The sequence below is a fragment of the Micromonospora sp. NPDC049114 genome (assembly GCF_040648635.1).
Classification (GTDB): Bacteria; Actinomycetota; Actinomycetes; order Mycobacteriales; family Micromonosporaceae; genus Micromonospora.
Genome location: NZ_JBEZEA010000001.1, coordinates 377,749 through 396,054, shown reverse-complemented (window position 1 = coordinate 396,054; position 18,306 = coordinate 377,749). Strand labels below are relative to the sequence as shown.

The 18,306-nt window shown below is 72.6% G+C and carries 18 protein-coding genes and 1 tRNA gene; 13 read left to right on the top strand and 6 right to left on the bottom strand.

The genetic code is table 11. The features are described 5' to 3' along the window. Positions 1-9 precede the first annotated feature (9 nt). Both mdlC and AB0B39_RS01845 read right to left on the bottom strand, forming a co-directional pair. Positions 10-1,605, bottom strand: coding sequence for a benzoylformate decarboxylase (gene mdlC, locus AB0B39_RS01850; RefSeq protein ID WP_357493834.1), 1,596 nt, complete (start codon positions 1,603-1,605; stop codon positions 10-12). 142 nt (positions 1,606-1,747) lie between these two features. After that, positions 1,748-2,548, bottom strand: coding sequence for an S-methyl-5'-thioadenosine phosphorylase (locus AB0B39_RS01845; protein WP_357573259.1), 801 nt, complete (start codon positions 2,546-2,548; stop codon positions 1,748-1,750). 172 nt (positions 2,549-2,720) lie between these two features. Between AB0B39_RS01845 and AB0B39_RS01840 the strand changes: the two genes are divergently transcribed. Both AB0B39_RS01840 and AB0B39_RS01835 read left to right on the top strand, forming a co-directional pair. Next, positions 2,721-3,311 carry a YqgE/AlgH family protein gene (locus tag AB0B39_RS01840; RefSeq protein ID WP_234583082.1) on the top strand — a complete coding sequence of 197 codons (591 nt, stop codon included), beginning with the start codon at positions 2,721-2,723 and terminating at the stop codon, positions 3,309-3,311. 86 nt (positions 3,312-3,397) lie between these two features. Continuing rightward, positions 3,398-3,470, top strand: a tRNA-Ala gene (locus AB0B39_RS01835). A 62-nt stretch (positions 3,471-3,532) separates the two neighbouring features. On the opposite strand, the gene AB0B39_RS01830 is transcribed toward AB0B39_RS01835, so the two are convergent. Then, positions 3,533-4,783, bottom strand: a complete 1,251-nt coding sequence (locus AB0B39_RS01830; RefSeq protein WP_357573258.1) for a hypothetical protein — start codon at positions 4,781-4,783, stop codon at positions 3,533-3,535. Between the two features lie 241 nt (positions 4,784-5,024). Here AB0B39_RS01830 and AB0B39_RS01825 point away from each other — a divergent pair, with 241 nt between their 5' ends. Together AB0B39_RS01825 and AB0B39_RS01820 are read left to right on the top strand one after the other, a co-directional pair. Continuing rightward, positions 5,025-5,507 (top strand): sigma-70 family RNA polymerase sigma factor, encoded by a 483-nt coding sequence (locus AB0B39_RS01825; protein ID WP_234583080.1) that lies wholly within the window; start codon positions 5,025-5,027, stop codon positions 5,505-5,507. A gap of 8 nt (positions 5,508-5,515) precedes the next feature. Then, a complete protein-coding gene (locus AB0B39_RS01820; protein WP_357573257.1) occupies positions 5,516-6,178 on the top strand; it encodes a hypothetical protein in 663 nt (220 codons plus the stop codon). A 76-nt stretch (positions 6,179-6,254) separates the two neighbouring features. On the opposite strand, the gene AB0B39_RS01815 is transcribed toward AB0B39_RS01820, so the two are convergent. After that, the gene (locus AB0B39_RS01815) at positions 6,255-6,377 is read right to left on the bottom strand and encodes a 50S ribosomal protein L36 (RefSeq protein WP_030490864.1); all 123 of its coding nucleotides are present in this window, start codon (positions 6,375-6,377) and stop codon (positions 6,255-6,257) included. Positions 6,378-6,516: 139 nt separating this feature from the next. Between AB0B39_RS01815 and AB0B39_RS01810 the strand changes: the two genes are divergently transcribed. Continuing rightward, positions 6,517-7,428: a lytic polysaccharide monooxygenase gene (locus AB0B39_RS01810; RefSeq protein ID WP_357573256.1), complete on the top strand. Its 912-nt coding sequence runs from the start codon at positions 6,517-6,519 to the stop codon at positions 7,426-7,428. A gap of 28 nt (positions 7,429-7,456) precedes the next feature. Here the strand turns inward: AB0B39_RS01810 and mgrA are convergent, their stop codons facing one another. Further along, positions 7,457-8,452, bottom strand: a complete 996-nt coding sequence (gene mgrA / locus AB0B39_RS01805) for an L-glyceraldehyde 3-phosphate reductase (protein ID WP_357573255.1) — start codon at positions 8,450-8,452, stop codon at positions 7,457-7,459. Positions 8,453-8,522: 70 nt separating this feature from the next. On the opposite strand from mgrA, the gene AB0B39_RS01800 reads away from it, so the two are divergent. The 8 genes from AB0B39_RS01800 (at position 8,523) to AB0B39_RS01765 (ending at position 17,157) form a co-directional block, all read left to right on the top strand. After that, positions 8,523-9,503: an aldo/keto reductase gene (locus AB0B39_RS01800; protein ID WP_357573254.1), complete on the top strand. Its 981-nt coding sequence runs from the start codon at positions 8,523-8,525 to the stop codon at positions 9,501-9,503. Then, positions 9,500-10,006, top strand: coding sequence for a hemerythrin domain-containing protein (locus tag AB0B39_RS01795; protein ID WP_357493845.1), 507 nt, complete (start codon positions 9,500-9,502; stop codon positions 10,004-10,006). The genes AB0B39_RS01800 and AB0B39_RS01795 overlap by 4 nt, the downstream gene beginning before the upstream one ends. A 55-nt stretch (positions 10,007-10,061) precedes the next feature. Continuing rightward, positions 10,062-11,306 carry a histidine kinase gene (locus AB0B39_RS01790; protein ID WP_357573253.1) on the top strand — a complete coding sequence of 415 codons (1,245 nt, stop codon included), beginning with the start codon at positions 10,062-10,064 and terminating at the stop codon, positions 11,304-11,306. Continuing rightward, positions 11,303-11,953 (top strand): response regulator transcription factor, encoded by a 651-nt coding sequence (locus tag AB0B39_RS01785; protein WP_234583069.1) that lies wholly within the window; start codon positions 11,303-11,305, stop codon positions 11,951-11,953. The genes AB0B39_RS01790 and AB0B39_RS01785 overlap by 4 nt, the downstream gene beginning before the upstream one ends. Before the next feature lie 76 nt (positions 11,954-12,029). Continuing rightward, a complete protein-coding gene (locus AB0B39_RS01780) occupies positions 12,030-13,106 on the top strand; it encodes a hypothetical protein (RefSeq protein WP_357573252.1) in 1,077 nt (358 codons plus the stop codon). 66 nt (positions 13,107-13,172) lie between these two features. Then, positions 13,173-14,624, top strand: a complete 1,452-nt coding sequence (locus tag AB0B39_RS01775; RefSeq protein WP_234583066.1) for a sigma 54-interacting transcriptional regulator — start codon at positions 13,173-13,175, stop codon at positions 14,622-14,624. Positions 14,625-14,626: 2 nt separating this feature from the next. Further along, complete coding sequence (locus tag AB0B39_RS01770) at positions 14,627-16,579, top strand: VWA domain-containing protein (protein WP_357573251.1); 1,953 nt, start codon at positions 14,627-14,629, stop codon at positions 16,577-16,579. Positions 16,580-16,692: 113 nt separating this feature from the next. After that, the gene (locus AB0B39_RS01765) at positions 16,693-17,157 is read left to right on the top strand and encodes a hypothetical protein (protein WP_357573250.1); all 465 of its coding nucleotides are present in this window, start codon (positions 16,693-16,695) and stop codon (positions 17,155-17,157) included. A gap of 105 nt (positions 17,158-17,262) precedes the next feature. Here AB0B39_RS01765 and AB0B39_RS01760 read toward each other — a convergent pair whose 3' ends face one another. After that, positions 17,263-18,270, bottom strand: a complete 1,008-nt coding sequence (locus tag AB0B39_RS01760; protein WP_357573249.1) for a DJ-1/PfpI family protein — start codon at positions 18,268-18,270, stop codon at positions 17,263-17,265. Between the last annotated feature and the right edge of the window lie 36 nt (positions 18,271-18,306).

Genomic DNA, 18,306 nt, shown 5'->3' with positions numbered 1-18,306 from the left:
CGGGCTCGGTCAGAGGATCGTGGGCACGTCGGTGCTGATCGGCACCGGCAGCACCGTGGGTCCGTCGGCGCGCAGGCCGGCGGCGAGGGCGGCGCCGAGCTGGTCGGGGGTCCGCACCACCTCGGTGGCGCAGCCGTAGCCGGCCGAGATGGCGGTGACGTCCAGCCCCGGCAGGTCCAGGCCGGGCACCCCGGGAGTGTTCTTCAGCTCGGCGAACGCCTTGAGGATCGCGTACTGCTGATTGACCGGGACGACTACCACCACGGGCAGTGCCAGGCGCGCGGCGGTCCACAGCGCCTGCACCGAGTAGTGGAACGAGCCGTCGCCGATCACCGCCACCACCGGCCGGCGACGCCCGGTGTCCCGCTCGGCCAGCGCCACCCCGATCGCGGCCGGCAGGCCGTAGCCGAGTCCGCCGCTGGCCATCGTGAAGTACGACGCCGGCCGGGTGATGCGCAGGTGGCGGCGCAGTGCGGACAGGTTGGACGGTGACTCCTGGACCAGTACGCCGTCGGCCGGCCAGTGCGCGGCCAGCGCGGCGAACATCGCGTCGGCGCTCAGCGGCACGGTGACCTCCGGGGGCTGCGGAGCGGCGCGCGGCGTCGGCGGCTGCCGGTCGGCGGCCGGAAGCCTGTCGAGCAGCGCGGCGAGAGTCAGCCCGGGGTCGCCGAGCAGGCTGTCCCCGACCGGGGCGCGGGCGGCCTCGTCCGGGTCGTCCGTGACGTGCAGCAGGCGGGCGCCCTCGGGCAGGTGGTCGCCCGGGACGTGCGGGTAGTAGCGGAACACCGGGGCGCCGACGACCAGGACGGTGTCGTGCCCCTGCAACGCTTCGGCCAGCGGCCTGATGGCGAACGGCAGGACCCCGCGGAACTGCGGGTGATCCTCCGGGAACACGGCCCGTTCCGGTGCGGGGGCCGACCAGACCGGTGCGGCCAGCCGCTCGGCCAGGGCGACGGCCGCCGGCCAGCTGCCGGAGCGGTCCACGCCGGGCCCGAACACCAGCACCGGGTTGCGGCTCTCGGCCAGCACCCGCGCGAACATGTCCAAGCGCTGCGGATCCGGCCCGAAGCGGGTAGCCACCGAGCGCGACGCGGGAGGCGCCTCGGCGGGCTGCGCCCAGTCGTCCATCGGCAGGGAGAGGAAGACCGGCCCGGCGGGCGGCTGCACGGCTGTCGCGTACGCCCGCAGCAGCGCCGCCGGGATGTCCTGCGCGCGGACCGGCTCGTAGCTCCACTTGACGTACGGTTCGGGCAGCTCTACCGCCCGTCGGTTGGTCAGCCGGGGCTCCAGCAGCAGCATCTCCCGGGTCTGCTGGCCGGCGGTGACGATCAGTGGCGTCTTGTTGTGCCAGGCGGTGACCAGGTTGCCCATACCGTTGCCCATTCCCGGGGCGGTGTGCAGGTTGACGTGCGCGGGCCTGCCCGCCGCCTGGGCGTACCCGTCGGCCATCGCCACCGCCGTGGCCTCCTGCAACGCGTGCACGTAGTGGAAGTCGGCCGGGAAGTCCTGCAGGAACGGTTCCTCGGTGGAGCCGGGGTTGCCGAAGACGGTGGTCATGCCGAGGGTGCGGAGCACGTCGTACGTCGCGTCCCGGACCGTTGCCATCGTCACCTGCCTCCGTGTCGCGCGCAGGGGCGACCGTGGCCGCCCTCCCGATCAGCCGAATCTATCGGGATGTGACGGACCTTTCGGGCGTTTCCCGGCCGTCAGCGGTCCGGCTCACCCACCGGGCCTCGTGCGGCGCAGGTCAGGGCAGCGCGAAGGGCAGTGTGATTCCGTCCAGCGCCCGGCCGCACGCGCAGTCCTGCTCGGCGGGCAGCGCCGCCACCGCGTCCAGCAGCACGTCCCGCAGGCGCTCGGTGTTGGCCGCGAAGACCCGGAACACCTCGTCCTGGGTCACCGACTCGCCCGCCTGCACCCCGGCGTCCAGGTCGGTGATCAACGCGATGGACGAGTAGCAGAGCGCCATCTCCCGGGCGAGCACCGCCTCCGGGTGACCAGTCATGTTCACGACAGTGCCGCCGATCGAAGCGAACCAGCGGGACTCGGCACGGGTGGAGAACCGTGGACCCTCGACCACCACCACCGTCCCGCCGTCCACCGCCGTGACGTCCCGGGACGCCGCCGCGGCGAGCAGCGCGTGCCGGCCCCGCGGGCAGTACGGGTCGGCGAACGGCACGTGCACCGCGCCCTCGTCGTAGTAGGTCTGCACGCGCCCGCTGGTGCGGTCGATGAGCTGGTCCGGCACCACGAACGTGCCCGGCCCCAGCTCCGGACGCAGCCCACCGACAGCGCACGGCGCCAACACCTGGCGTACGCCGAGGGACCGCAGTGCCCACATGTTGGCCCGGTACGGGATCCGGTGCGGCGGGTACCGGTGGTCGGAACCGTGCCGGGGCAGGAACGCGACCCGCCGCCCGGCCACCTCCGCAATGGTCACCGCGTCCGAGGGCGAACCGTAAGGGGTGCCCAGCTCATGCGGGGTGCCGTCGAGGAGGGCGTACAGGCCGGAGCCGCCGATCACCGCGAGGTCCGCCGTCGGTGCCATGGAACCTCCGTCGCAACTGTCCGATCACCCGCCGGTCAGACCTTAGCCAGCACCGGGGACGCAGGCTATGGTGCCAGGCATGGCGTTGACAGCGCGGCTGATCCCGATGCACCGTGCGGGTCCGGCGAATGACGGGTCCCCGGCGCGGGCTCACGGCTGACGGGTAGGTGAGATGCAGGGAGAGGGCCAGGCGATCGGCGGACGAGCGATGGAGTCGATGACCGGGCGGCTGCTGGTCGCGACTCCGGCGCTCAAAGACCCGAACTTCGACCGTACGGTGGTGCTGCTGGTCGCCCACGAGCCGGGTGGCGCGCTCGGCGTGGTCCTGAACCGGGCGACCGAGGTGCCGGTCGCCGAGGTGCTGGGTGACTGGAGTGACCTGGCCCGCCACCCCGCGGTGCTCTTCGAGGGCGGCCCGGTGCAGCCCGACTCGGCGATCTGCCTGGCCCGGATGCGGCAACCGCTGCGCCGACTCAAGGGCTTTCACCAGGTCTCCGGCGCGGTCGGCACGATCGACCTCTCGGTCGACCCGGAGAAGCTGCGCGAGAGCATCGGCGGCATCCGGGTCTTCGCCGGCTACTCCGGCTGGGGCAGCGGGCAGTTGGAGCAGGAGATCGCCGACGGGTCCTGGTTCCTGCTGGACGCTCTGCCCGGCGACGCCTTCGTCGACCGCCCCGACGACCTGTGGCCGATGGTGCTGCGCCGGCAGGGCGGCATGATGGCCGCCGTCGCCCACTTCCCGCCGGACGTGGCCCTCAACTGACCCGGCCGGGCGGGACCCCGCGAGATGACCATGCCGGCCGGTCTGTGTATAGTTTCCCAGTGCCCGGGCGACCGGGACGACAGCAAGGGGCCGTGGCGCAGCTGGTAGCGCACCACACTGGCAGTGTGGGGGTCAGGGGTTCGAGTCCCCTCGGCTCCACCCTTGCAAAACGCCCTGGCGGGGATCATTCCCTGCCAGGGCGTTCTGCTGTGCCGACTCGTCTACTGGCTGAAGCGCATCCGGATGTCGTACTCGTAGGTGCTCTTCTGCCAGATCACCGAGAAGCGGCCCGTCGGGCTGGACGCGGGCTGCGCGAAGCGCCCGTCCGGGGAGAGGATCTCGGCCGCGCCGAACGCGCCGTCCGGCCCGATCGTCCTGGCCTGCACCCGTGTGGTCGAGAAGTCCGGGCTGGGCGAGTTCCACGTGACCAGGCCGTCACCGTCGTCGTCCAGGGCGACCTTCGGCCAGTCGCCGACACCGAGCCTGGTCACCGCGCCGAGGGCGCCGGTGCTGGAGATCGTGCGACCGAACACCTGGGTGCCCTCCGGGGTCCAGCGGCCCCAGGTCAGCACCGCGTCGCCGTCCAGGTCGGCGGCCAGTTCGTCGTGCAGGGTCAGCTCGTGGGTGGCCGGCGACACGCTGATGACGCTGCCCAGCGTGTCGGTGTGGCTGTAGTGGCGCACCCGCAGGCGAGGAGGCGCACCCGCCTTCGACCACCGGTAACTGATCACCGCGTCCCCGTCGCGGTCCAGGGCGACCGAGACGCTGCCGTACCGGATGTCGGTGGCCGCCCCGGCGATCGCGCGCGGGGCGGACACACCCTCCGGGCGGACCCGCCGCGCGACCACCCGCTCGTAGTTCTCGGTCCAGGCGACCAGGGCCGTTCCGGTGCGGTCCATGGCCACGACGGGCTGGTCGGCGCCCACGCCGAGGGTCAGCTCCGGCCCGAGGGAGCTGTCCGCGGCGAAGTAGCGAGCCTTCGTGATGAACCCGCCGTCGCGGATCTCCGTCCAGGTGACCAGCGCCTGACCCGTGGGGTCCACCGCGACAGCCGGACTGCTCGCGCTCCAGGTCGCGATCGTCTGCAGCGGACCCGGTTCGCCCGTCGCGGACACCCGGCGGCCCACCACGAGGCTGTCCTGCGTCCACACCACTGCGGAGTCGCCGTCGTCGTCGGAGGCGATCTTGGGCCAGGACGCCACGGCGCCGCGCGGCGAGAGGGTCTGGATCGGGCCCCACACGCCGTCGGCGGAGACGGTCTGCGTCTTGACCTGGTCGTAGCAGCCGCTCGCGCTGCTGTCGCACCCCGCCCAGGCGAGCAGCGAGTCACCGTCGCGGTCGACCGCCACGAAGGGCTGGTCCTGCCCGCTCCAGCCGGCCTCGGACACCACCCGGACCGGGGTCCAACTGGCGGCCTGCGCGGGTGCCGGAACGGTGGCCAGCACCGCCAACGCGCCCGCCGCGCCGGCCACGAACCTGCGCGTACGCCGTCGGGTCGCTGACCTGTCTTCTCCGTGCACCGTCGCCCCCTGCAATCGATGAACATGCTCAGTCCAGGGCATGATCGCATCGACCGGGCCATACCGCTCGCCGGTCGGGCCGCGGTGTGCGGGGCCTGCGGCCATCGCGACCACCGGGGCCCGTCGAGGGGTGCCGTGCAAATCTTTTTCCGGCTGCGGTAAATGAATCACCGTGCTCATGCGTGTGCCAGGTGTGGAGCAAGAACGGAAGGACTTCGCGGACTTCTACCAGCGCTGCCGGGACAACTGCCTGCGTGCCGTACTGGCCAGTACGGGTGATCGTGCGTTGGCGGAGGACCTGGTCGCCGAGGCGTTCGCGCGGGCCTGGGCCTCCTGGCGGAAGGTGAGTCGGCATCCGGCACCAACGGCGTGGGTGGTGCGCACCGCCCTCAACGTCCGGGTGTCCTGGTGGCGGCGTCGTCGGCGCGAGGTCGCCTTCGACGGCCACGACCTGCCCCGGCCGGATGACGACGTTCACGACGTCGACCAGGCGATGCTGAGCGCCATTCGCCAGCTACCGAAGCGGCAACGCGAGGTGATCGTTTTGCGGGTCTGGCTTGACCTGGACACCAACACCGTGGCCCACGAACTGGGCATCTCACCGCGGACCGTAGCGGTCCACCTGTCTCGCGCCACAGCGGCCCTGCGGGCGCAATTCGTGCCCGTGACCAGTTAGGACTCGAAATGAACGAGGATGAGGTGCTCAACGCGATGAGGAAAACTCTCTCCGGCGTGCGGATGGACCGTCCGGTCGAGGCGATCGAGGCGCGGGGCCACGCACGCCGGCGTAACCGTGGCGTGCTCGGTGTGGCCGCCGGCGGCGGGCTCGCCGCCCTGGCCGCCATCGCGCTGGCTGTGCCGCTGGGCTTCGGCAGTTCCGGCTCGTCGACGGCCGGCAGCACCGCTGCCGGCGGCACCACGGCCTCGGCCGGTGACGCCGTCACGGCACCGGCCATGGAACCGGCGGCGTTCTCGGTGGTCAAGAAGGCGGACGGCTCGGTGCAGCTGCGCCTGCGGTCCAAGCAGGTGATCAATCCCGATGCGCTGGAGAAGGCGCTGGCCGACGCGGGCGTTCCGTCCGTCGTCAAGGCGGATCTCCTGTGCACGCCCAAGGGTGCGGAACTGCCCCAGATCAAGGAGGTCCTGACGTTCGACCGGATCCCCGGGGCCAACGAGGACGGCGTGTTCGGTGACTCGGAGTGGGTGATCGCGCCGTCGAAGATGCCGAAGGGCAGCATCCTGCACTTCAGCGTCTTCCCGATTCACAAGGGCGCGGGCTACGAGAAGGTGGCCTGGGCTCTGGTGCCGAAGGACGCCCCGATGAACTGCCGCTCCCTCGTGGACTGAGTCCCGAACAGCGCCGGGGCGGATGCGGCATCGTGCCGCATCCGCCCCGGCGGAGGTATATCCGATAAGTGTGTTATCAGCCCTGACGGCTCTTCCACTGCGGGTTCGCGCGGTTTACCACGACCACCCGGCCGCGACGACGCACCACCACCGAACCCGGCTTCTGCTTCAGCGCACGCAACGAGCTACGTACCTTCATGTCTGCCTCCTCGGCCTGGGGGTCTGGCCTGAATCCGTACCGCCTATCGAAACGCCGAGGCCCGCCGGGCGATTCCCGGGCCCCGAGCGGTCGAACCTTTGGCGTCCCGCGTCCGTACCACTGCGCGGGAGGTCAATCCATGAGCGTGCGTCGAGTGCTCGCAGCCGTGCTGGTCGCCGTGGCGGCCGCACCGCTGGGCGCGGCGCCCGCCTGGGCGCACGGCGCCCCCACCGACCCGATCAGCCGCGCGGCGGCCTGCGGGCCGGAGGGCCGGCACGCCGCCAGTGCGGCCTGCCGGGCGGCGGTGGCGGCGGGCGCGGCCGTACGGGAATGGGACAACGTACGCGTCGCGGCCGTCAACGGTCGGGACCGGGAACGGATCCCGGACGGTGAGCTGTGCAGCGGTGGGCTGTCCGCGTACCGGGGACTGGACCTGCCCCGCACCGACTGGCCGAGCACCGAGGTGACCACGGGCGCGGCGTTCACCTTCCGCTACCGGACGACCATCGAGCACCGGGGCACCTTCCGGCTCTACGTCACCAAGTCCGACTACGACCCCCGCAAGCGACTGACCTGGTCGGATCTGGAGTCCCGGCCATTTCTGACCCGGACCGACCCGCCGGTGCGGGGTGGGGCGTACCAGTTGGCGGGCCGGCTGCCGGCGGACCGCAGCGGCCGACACCTGATCTACACGATCTGGCAGAACTCGAACACCCCGGACACCTACTACTCCTGCTCGGACGTCGTGTTCCGCACGGCGCGAAGCGGCGCGACGAAGAGCGCGACGAAGGCGGCCCCGGCTGCTGCGCGTACCGAAGCGAGTCAGCCGGCCGCCACCGACGCGGCGACGGTGGCGGCGGCGGCCGACCCGGGCGTGCCGGTGGCGTCGGTGACCGACCTGGGCGCGCGGTGGCCGGTGCTGGCCGGCGCCGCAGTCGTGCTGGTCCTGGTGCTGGTCGGTGTGGGCCGGCGGCGACGCGGCGCGGCCGCGCCGGTGGGACGGCAGTGCGAGGTCCGCAACCACCGGGCCGGGCGGCGCCGGATCTGGTGACCCGGCCCGCCGCTCGACCCGGCGGCGCTCAGCCCAGCAGCCGGTCGATCTCGGCCAGCTCCTCGGCGGTGAAGTCGAGGTTGTCCACGGCGGCGATGTTGGTCTCCAACTGCTCGACGCTGCTCGCACCGATGATGAGGCTGGTCATCCGCGGGTCGCGCAGCGCCCAGGCCAGCGCGAGCTGCGCGAGAGACTGGCCGCGCCGCTCGGCGACCGTGCCGAGCCCCCGGATGGTGGCCATCTTCTCGTCGCTGAGGTCGCTCTCGTTGAGAAAGACGCTGGTGCGCACCCGCGAGTCGGCCGGGATGCCACCCAGGTACCGGTCGGTCAGCAGACCCTGAGCCAGCGGGCTGTACGCGATGCAGCCGGCCCCGACCTGCTCCAACGTGTCGAGCAGGCCGTCGGACTCGGTCCAACGGTTGAGCATCGAGTACGACGGCTGGTTGATCAGCAGCGGCGTGCCCAGCTCGCGCAGGATCGCGGCGGCCCGCGTGGTCTGCTCCGAGTTGTAGTTCGAGATGCCCACGTACAGCGCCTTGCCGGAGCGGACGATGGCGTCCAACGCGCCCATCGTCTCCTCGAGCGGGGTGTCCGGGTCGAAGCGGTGCGAGTAGAAGATGTCGACGTAGTCCAGGCCCATCCGGCCCAGCGACTGGTCCAGCGACGAGATCAGGTTCTTGCGCGAGCCCCACTCGCCGTACGGGCCGGGCCACATGAGGTAGCCGGCCTTGCTGGAGATGACCAGCTCGTCCCGGTACGGCTTGAGGTCGGTGGCGAGCATCCGACCGAAGTTCTCCTCCGCCGAACCGGGCGGCGGACCGTAGTTGTTGGCCAGGTCGAAGTGGGTGACGCCCAGGTCGAAGGCACGGCGGACGATGTCGCGCTGCCTGTCGAACGGACGGTCCGGGCCGAAGTTGTGCCAGAGCCCGAGGGAGACGACGGGCAGCCGCAGGCCACTGCGTCCGCTGCGCCGGTAGGTCATGGTGTCGTAGCGGTCATCCGGGGCGAGGTAAGTCACGATCATGAGCCTAGCCGCGGGCCGTGGTGCACGGGATCGGGCGTGGAAACCGGGACAACGGGGTAGTTTCGAGGCCATGCGGTTCATCGCCCTCGACACCCCCAAACCGCTCTCCAAGATCGGCCTCGGCACCTGGCAGTTCGGCTCCCGCGAGTGGGGCTACGGCCCCGACTTCGAGCAGCGGGCCGCGCAGATCGTCCGGCGGGCCGTCGAGCTGGGCGTGACAGTCTTCGACACCGCGGAGATCTACGGCTTCGGGCGCAGCGAGCGGATCCTCGGCGCGGCGCTCGGCGACGACCGGCCCAAGGTCGTGGTCGCCAGCAAGATCTTCCCCGTGCTGCCGGTGGCCGCGGTGGTGCAGCAGCGGGCGGTCGCCTCGGCGGCCCGCCTCGGCGTCACCAGCATCGACCTCTACCAGGTGCACCAGCCCCACCCGCTGGTCGCCGACCACACCACGATGCGCGGCATGCGGGCCCTGCAGGACGTCGGGCTGGTCGGTGAGGTGGGGGTCAGCAACTACGGGCTGCGCCGCTGGCAGGTCGCCGAGGCCGCACTCGGCCGGCGGGTGCTCAGCAACCAGGTCCGCTACAGCATGCTGGACCGCGCACCCGAACAGGACCTGCTGCCGTACGCGCGCCAGACCGGCCGGGTCGTCATCGCGTACAGCCCGCTGGCGCAGGGCTTCCTGTCCGGCCGGTACGACGCGAAGAACCCGCCGACCGGCGCGGTCCGCCGCGCCAACCCGTACTTCCTGCCGGAGAACCTGGAGCGGGGCGCCGTCCTGATCGACACGCTGCGCCAGGTCGCCGAGGCACACGACGCCACAGCCAGCCAGATCGCGCTGGCGTACCTGCTGCGCCACCCCAACGTGCTGGCCATTCCCGGCGCGTCAAGCGTGGAGCAGATGGAACGCAACGCCGCGGCGGCCGACCTCGACCTCGCCGACGACGAGTACGCGGCGCTGGCCGAGGCCGCCAAACGGTTCCGCCCGGTCACCGGGCTCGCCGCGCTGCCCCGGATGCTGCGTAACCGGATCGCCGGCCCGACGGAGAAATGAGCACAGTGGACGACATCACCGCACTGATCCTGGACGACCACGCCACCTTCCGGCGCGGCTTCGCCCGCCTGGACGATGCCCGCGACGAGCAGGAGCTGCTGGCCATCTGGGAGGCGCTCGCCCTGCACCTGGACATCCACGCCGAGGCGGAGGAGGCGATCCTCTACCCGCACCTGGTCAAGCACGGTGACGACGGCGAGGACGAGACCGCCGACGCGATCGGCGACCACAACAAGATCCGGGACGCCATCGCCGAGTCCAAGCTGCACCCGGTCGGCTCGAAAAAGTGGTGGGAGGCCGTCGGCACGGCCCGCCGGGAGAACAGCGAGCACCTCGCCGAGGAGGAGGACGAGGCGCTGCCCGACTTCCGCCGGCACGCCAGCTTCGAACTGCGCGCCGAGCTGGGCCAGCGCTGGCTGACCTTCTACGGCGAGCACAAGAACGGCCGCGACCTGCCGTTCCGCGACAAGGACCCGCAGGGGTACGTCGCCGACCACCGCTGAGATCTCCCCGGTGCGGGGGAGTCGCACCCCGGGGTGACGGCAGCAGAATGACCGCATGACCTTCCGCGCGGCACTGGCCCCGCTGGTGGCCGGCAGCACCTGGCGACGCGGCGTGTTCCTGCTGCTCGGTGGTGTGCTGGCGCTGCCGTACGGGGTCCTCGCGGTGACGTTCGCGCAACTGCTCACCGACTCGACGATCCCCCGCCCACTGGTGTACGCCCTCCTGCTGATCGCGGCGTTGATCGCCGTGGTGCCGCTGCTGCTGGACGGCAGCCGGGCGCTGGAGATCGCCGCCGTGCGGGCGTTGCTCGGCGTCGACCTGCCCGACCCCGCGCCGGGGCACCGCGGCGACCGGGAGAGCCGCCTGCGCAGCGCGCTCTGGATCGCCACGCACCTCATCATCGGCGCGCTGGTGATGATCGCCCTGTTCAGCGCCCTGCCGATGGCGCTGGCGTTCATCGCCCAGCAGTTCGGTGTGGGCGCCGAACTGACCAGCCAGGAGCGGTTCGGGCCGCTGGACGGACGGGACGGCGGCTGGCTGACGCTGACCGGGGTGGCCCTGCTGGTCGGCCTCGGCTACGCCGTCGCCGGACTCGGCGCGCTCGCCGTCTCGATGGCGCCGGTGCTGCTCGGCCCCGCGCAAGCCGAGCGGATCGCCGCGCTCGAGGCGCGGGCCACCCGACTGGCCGAGCGCAACCGGCTGGCCCGGGAACTGCACGACTCGGTAGGTCACGCGCTGACCGTGGCCACCCTCCAGGCCGGCGCGGCCCGCGAGGTGCTCGACAGCGATCCGGAGTTCGTCAGGCGGGCGCTCACCGCCATCGAGGAGGCCGGGCGGACCGCGATGGACGAGCTGGACCACGTGCTCGGGCTGCTCCGCGAGAACGGCGGCGACCGGCCCTCGGTGGCACCGCAACGTACCCTCGCCGACCTGGACCGGCTGGTCGCCGACACCCGCGCGGCCGGGCTGACCGTGCACGCGCAGCGCGTCGGCGACCCGGCGCGACTGCCCGCGATCGTCTCCCGGGAGGGCTACCGGATCGTCCAGGAGGGACTGACCAACGCCGTCCGCTACGGCCACGGGCCGGTGACACTGCGCCTGGACCTGCGGCCGGACGCGCTGGAGCTGGAACTGGTCAACACGATGAGCAGCCCCGACCGGGCCGACACGGGGCGGTCCGGTCGGGGCCTGGACGGCATGCGGGAACGGGTGCTGCTGCTCGGCGGTCGACTCACCGTGGGGCCGGACGGCGACCGCTGGCTGATCCGGGCCCGCCTGCCCTATGAGGACGTGCGATGACCACGGGTGTGCTGATCGTCGACGACGACGAGTTGATCCGGGTCGGGCTGCGGGCCATCATCGACGCTCAACCCGATCTGCGGGTGCTCGCCGAGGCCGCCGACGGCGCCGAGGTGCCGCCCCTGGTCGCCCGGCACCGCCCGGACGTGGTGCTGATGGACGTGCGGATGCCCGGCATCGACGGCATCCAGGCCACCCGGCACCTGCTGGCCACCTCCGCCGACCCGCCCCGGGTGCTGGTCGTCACCACGTTCGCCAACGACGAGTACGTCTACGAGGCGCTGCGCGCCGGCGCCTCCGGCTTCCTGCTCAAACGGGCCCGGCCGGCGGAGGTCATCGAGGCGGTCCGGGTCGTCGCGGCGGGCGAGTCGCTGCTCTTCCCGGCCGCGATCCGCCAGCTCGTCGGGGCGTACGGGCCGGCGGGTGGCGACCGGCTGCGGGCTGCCCGGCTCACCGAGCGGGAGGCCGAGGTGCTGCGGCTGATGACCACCGGCCGGTCCAACCCGGAGATCGCCGCGCACCTGGTGGTCGGGGTGGAGACGGTCAAGACGCACGTCGGCAACGTGCTGGCCAAGCTGGGCGTCCGGGACCGTACGCAGGCAGTGATCGCCGCCTACGAGTCCGGCTTCGTCACCCCGTCCGGCTGATCGGTCCCCCACCCGGGGGAGCGGGTTCACCGCCGGCCGGGAGGGTTTCGACCGGCTGCCGGCCGAGGCTGAGAGCATGACGACGATCACCGCATCCCGACCCCGTTCCGATTCCCGCTGGCCGGACCGGTTCGCCCCACTGGCCGCCGGTTGGCTCGGCCTGTGGGGCGTACTCGCCCTGGTCAGCATGCTCAACGGCGCCGGCTATCCGTTCGGCGCGAACGACAGGCACGGCGGCGACGTGAACCTGCTGCGCCTGGTGCCCGTGGACGTGGCCACCCCACTCTTCGCCGGCGTCCTGCTCACCGCCGCGGTGGCCGCCCTCGCCATGAGCCGCCCCGCGGTCCGCCCGCCCGGCCCGCTGCGGGTGTTGCTCGCCGGCTACGGCTGGGCGGTGGCGTTCGGACTCGCCGTGGTCGTCCCGGACGCCCGCGTGCTGATCGTCCTCGGCTACCTGCCGATCCTGATCGTGGGAGCGCCGTTCGGCTGGCCGCCCGTCGACTACTCCGACATCTTCAACTGGGCGCTGTTCGGCCGGTTCGCCGCGCTCGCCGGCGGGCTGCTGCTGGCCGGGGCGGTCCTCACCTGGCAGCGCCGTACCGCCGGGGCCTGCGTCGGCTGCGGACGCGGCGACACCGACCGGGGTTGGACCACCCCGGCCGCCGCCGCGCGCTGGGGTCGGTGGGCCGCCGGCATCGCGGCGGCGATTCCGCTGACGTACGCGTCGACCCGGTTCGCCTGGGCCGCCGGCATCCCGCTCGGCATCTCCCGCGAGTTCCTGACCGAGATGCAGGACACCGGGCTGGTCTGGGCCGGGTTCGGGCTGGGCGCGTTCGCCACCGTCGGCGCGATCCTCACCCTCGGGCTGGTCCAGCCTTGGGGCGAGCGGTTCCCGCGCTGGATGGTCGGGCTCGCCGGTCGCCGGGTGCCGGTGCTGCTGGCCGTGGTGCCGGCCACCCTGGTCGCCATCGCGGTGACCGCCGCCAGCCTGGGACTACTCAGCAACCCCAGGTTCTGGGAGCTCACCGGCGGGGTCAGCCTGACCGGGGCGCCCATGCTGCTCTGGCCGCTGTGGGGCGTGGCGCTCGGCGCGGCGACGTACGCGTACCACAGGCGCCGCCGGGGGACCTGCGGACGCTGCGGCCGGGGCTGAGGGTGGGCGGTGGGGGTGCTCCCGATGCCCGGGGCGCCCCCGCGAATGTGAGCTAGCGTTACTCGGGTGACTGCGCCTACCCCGGTAATCCCGGTTCCACCGGCCGACCTGCCCGGCACGCTCGGCGCGCTGCGCGCGGCCGGTCACCAGTACCGCACCGTCAAGCAGGAACTCCGCGACAACCTCCTCGCCCGGATGCGTTCCGGCGAGACCCGTTTCCCGGGCATCGTCGGCTACGACGACAGCGTCCTTCCCGAGGTCGAGCGGGCTCTGCTCGCCGGGCACGACATGGTGCTGCTCGGCGAGCGCGGCCAGGGCAAGACCCGACTGATCCGCGCGCTGGGCGGGCTGCTCGACGAGTGGACCCCCGTCATTGCAGGTTCGGTCCTCAACGAGCACCCGATGCACCCGCTCACCCCCGCGTCGGTCGCCCAGGTCGCCGAGGCCGGCGACGAGCTGCCGATCGGCTGGCTGCACCGCTCGATGCGCTACGGCGAGAAGCTCGCCACCCCGGACACCAGCGTCGGCGACCTGATCGGTGACGTCGACCCGATCCGGATCGCCCAGGGACGCACCCTCGGTGACCCGGAGACCATCCACTTCGGGTTGGTGCCGCGCACCAACCGGGGCATCTTCGCCGTCAACGAACTGCCCGACCTGGCCGAGCGCATCCAGGTGGCGCTGCTCAACGTGCTGGAGGAGCGGGACATCCAGGTCCGCGGCTACCAGCTGCGCCTCCCGCTGGACCTGCTCCTGGTGGCCAGCGCCAACCCGGAGGACTACACCAACCGCGGCCGGATCATCACGCCGCTCAAGGACCGGTTCGGCGCCGAGATCCGCACCCACTACCCGGTCGACCTGGAGTTGGAGCTGGCGCTGATCCGCCAGGAGGCCGACCTGGTCGCCGAGGTGCCGGAGCACGTGCTGGAGGTGCTGGCCCGGTTCGCCCGCGCCGTGCGGGAGTCCCCGTCGGTGGACCCGCGCTCCGGTGTCTCCGCCCGGTTCGCGATCGCCGCCGCCGAGACGGTCGCCGGTGCCGCGTTGCGCCGTGCCGGCCTGCTCGCCGCCTCCGCCAACCCGGACGGTCGGTCCGAGGCCGCGGTGGCGCGGGTCGGCGACGCGGTGTCGGTGACCAGCACGCTGCGCGGCAAGGTGGAGTTCGAGAGCGGCGAGGAGGGGCGGGAGATCGAGGTCCTCGCCCACCTGCTGCGGACCGCCACCGCCGAGACGTTCCGCGCCCACCTCGCCGGGCTGGACCTGTCCGGGTTCACCGCCCTGGTCGAGGACGGGACGGCGATCGAGACCGGCGAGCTGGTCGGTTCGACCGAGCTGCTGCGCCAGGTGGGCACCGTTCCCGGCCTGGCCAAGGTGCTGGACCGGCTCGGCCTCGGCGACGCGCCCACCCCGGAGGAGGCCGCTGCCGCGGTCGAGTTCGTGCTGGAGGGGCTGCACCTGACCCGCCGGCTCGGCAAGGACGTGACCGACTCGGGGCGCACCGTCTACGGCGGCCGGGGCTGACCATGGCCGGCAACCGGTTCCGGTACGGGCAGTGGAACGGCGGGCCCGACCCGCTCGCACCCCCGTACGACGTGCGTGAGGCGGTGGACGCGGTCGGCGCCGAGGTGCTGGCCGGCGGCAGCCTGCGGGAGGCGCTGCGCGACCTGCTTCGCCGGGGCCCGCTGGGGCGTGGCGGGCTCGACGACCTGGCCGCCCGGGCGCGACGGCTGCGCCGCGAGGCGCTGCGCCGTGGCGATCTCGACGGTGCGGTGACCCGCGCGCAGGCGCTGCTCGACCAGGCCCTCGCCGCCGAGCGCGACGAGCTGCGGGGCCGCGACGACGACGACGCGCGGTTCGCCGAGGCGGTGCTGGACAACCTGCCCCGCTCCACCGCGCGGGCGGTCGAGGAGCTGTCCGGCTACCAGTGGGCCAGCGAGGACGCCCGCCGCTCGTACCAGCAGATCCTCGACCAGCTCCGCGACGACGTCCTCGGTCAGCGGTTCGCCGGGCTGCGCGACGCGGTGCGCGCGTCGGCCGATCCGGCGGCGCAGCAGCGGCTCGCCGAGATGATGCGGGACCTGAACGACCTGCTGGCCCGGCACGGCCGCGCGGAGGACACCACCGACGCGTTCGCCGAGTTCATGCGCCGGCACGGTGACTTCTTCCCGGAGCAGCCGGAGACTGTCGACGAGCTGATCGACGTGCTGGCCCGCCGCTCGGCGGCCGGTGAGCGGCTGATGAACTCGCTCTCCGAGCGGCAGCGCGCCGAGCTGGCCGGCCTGATGCGGCAGTCACTCGGCGACCGTCTCGCCGGGGAGCTGTCCGCGCTCGACGCGAACCTGCGGGCGCTGCGACCGGATCTGCGGTGGGGGCGTGGCGAGCGGGTCCGGGGTGAGCAGCCGCTGGACTACGCCGACGCCGCCGGGGCGCTGGGTGAGATCGGCGAGCTGGACGACCTGCTGGACCAGCTCGACCAGGAACACCCCGGGGCCACGCTGGACGACGTGGACGTCGACGCGGTGGCCCGGACGCTGGGCCGGGACGCCGCCGACGACGTACGCCGACTGCGTGATCTGGAGCGGGAGCTGCGCCGGCAGGGTTGGGTGAGTCGGGACGCGGACGGGCTCACGCTGAGCCCGAAGGCGTTGCGCCGACTCGGTGGCACCGCGCTGCGGCGGGTCTTCGCCGAACTGACCGCCGGGCCGCGGGGCCAGCACGACCTGCGCTCGGCGGGCGCCGCGGGCGAGGTCAGCGGCGCGTCCCGCCCCTGGGAGTACGGCGACGAGCAGCCGTTGGACGTGGTCCGCACGCTGACCCGGGCGGTCCGCCGGGCCGGCCCGACAGTTCCGCTTCAGCTCGCGCCTGACGACTTCGAGGTGGTGGAGACCGAGAAGCGGGCCTCCGCGGCGGTGGTGCTCTGCGTCGACCTGTCGTATTCGATGATCTCGCAGGGTCGTTGGGGGCCGATGAAGCAGACGGCGCTGGCGTTGGCGCACCTGATGGAGACCCGTTTCCCGCAGGACGCGTTGCAGATCGTGGGCTTCGGTCGGGAGGCGATGACCCTCACCCAGCAGGAGCTGGCGGCGGTGGATCCCGACATGGAGCAGGGCACGAACCTTCAGCACGCGTTGCGGCTGGCCGCTCGGCACCTGCGCCGCCATCCGGACGCCGAGCCGGTGGTGCTGGTGGTCACCGACGGGGAGCCGACCGCCCACCTGGACCCGGACGACGGCGAGGCGCTGTTCCACTGGCCGCCGCTGCCGGAGACGATCGAGGCGACCGTCCGTGAGGTGGACAAGCTCAGCCGCTACGGCGCCACTCTCAACCTGTTCATGCTCGGCGACGACCCGGGTCTGCGCCGCTTCGTCGACGCGGTGGCCCGGCGCAGCCGGGGTCGCATGTTCACCCCCGACACCGACGACCTGGGCGAGTACGTGGTGTCCGACTACCTCCGCTCCCGCCAGTCCCGCCGCTGAACCGACCCGCGTCGATCATGGAGTTGTCATGGGTGGCAAATGCCGCTCATCCGGGTGAACCGGGCACCACAACGCCATGATCGACACGGTGGGGCGGGTGTGGTGGGGGTGTGGTGGAGACTGGTGGCTTGCGGCGCGCTTATGACGGGGTGTTCGCTGAGATCGACGGGGCGACGTTTGGTCCGGCTCCGGAGGGGCAGCTCAGCGCGGAGCAGATCGTCGCGCATCTGGTCGCCAACGACGAGCTGATGATCCAGGCCACCGAGGCGCTGCTGGCCGGGTCGCCGTTCGCCTACTACGAGCTGGAAGAGGACATCCACCGTCCGCAGCTCGACGCGCTCGCCGCCGAGCACGGTGGTCTGCGTGGCCTGACCGCGCTGCTGCACGACACCAGCGACCGGCTGTGCGGGCTGGTCGATCAGCTCGGCCTGGCCGCCGACACCCCGGTCGAAACGCACCTGCGCGAGGGCTTCGACCTCATCGTGGACGAGCCGCTGCCCTGGTCCCGCACCATCGACCTGCACACCCGCGTGCACCTGCCCAAACACCAGTCCCAGCTGCACCTGCTCCGTACCTGAGCCGCAGCCCGGGGGACCTCGCCGATCTTGCATATTCTGTCTCGACAAAGGTGTGCACAAAGGGCATCTCGGCGACCGAAAGCGCAAGATCGCGGTGGTGGGGGGTCAGGGGTTGATCAGCTCGGGGCGGGGGTGGAAGGTGCGGCGGTAGGTGGACGGGGCCACGCCGACGCGTTGGTGGAGCTGCTGGCGTAGGGCCGCCGTCGTGCCGAAACCGCAGCGGCTGGCGATCTGGTCGACGGTGAGGTCGGTCGTCTCCAACAGCAGTCGCGCGTGGTCGGTGCGCTGCTGCAGCAGCCACTGGGCCGGGCTCAGGCCGGTCTCCGAGCGGAAGCGGCGGGTGAAGGTCCGCACGCTCATCCGCGACTGCTCGGCCAGGTCGCGCAGCGCGATCGGCTCGTGCAGCCGCTGCCGTGCCCACTCCCGGGCGCCCGCCGTGCTGGTGTCGGTCGCCTTCGGCACCGGCTGCTCGATGTACTGCGCCTGCCCACCGTCGCGCCACGGCGGCATCACGCAGCGGCGGGCCGCCCGGTTGGCGACCTCGCTGCCGTGGTCGAGGCGGATGACGTGCAGGCAGAGGTCGATGCCGGCGGCCACTCCGGCCGAGGTGAACACCCGGTCGTCGACGATGAAGAGCACGTCCGGGTCGAGGGCCACCCGGTCGTACAGGCGGCGGAACCGCTCGGCGTACGCCCAGTGGGTGGTGGCCCGGCGTCCGTCGAGCAGACCGGCCGCGGCCAGCACGAACGCCCCCGTGCAGATCGACATGATCCGGGCGCCCCGCTCGTACGCCGACCGCAGCGCCGCGGCCACCTCCGGCTCGATGCCGCCCGAGGTCAGTGCGGCGCCGTCGTGGATGCCCGGGACGATCACCGTGTCGGCGGTGTCGAGCAGCTCCAGCCCGTGGTCGGCGAGCACCTGGAAGCCTGCGGTGCTGCGGACCGGCCGCCCACCCGGGGTGCACACCCGCACGTCGTAGCGGGGCCTGTCGTCCGCGCCCCGGGCGGTGCTGAAGACCTGGGACGGGGTGCCCAGATCGAGGCCGACGACCTGGTCGAGGGCGAGGACGGCGATCCGGTGCGGGCCACTGCTCATGGCCCGATTATTGCGCATGATGGCTTTCCGGCCACTCGTCGCCACCGAGAGCGC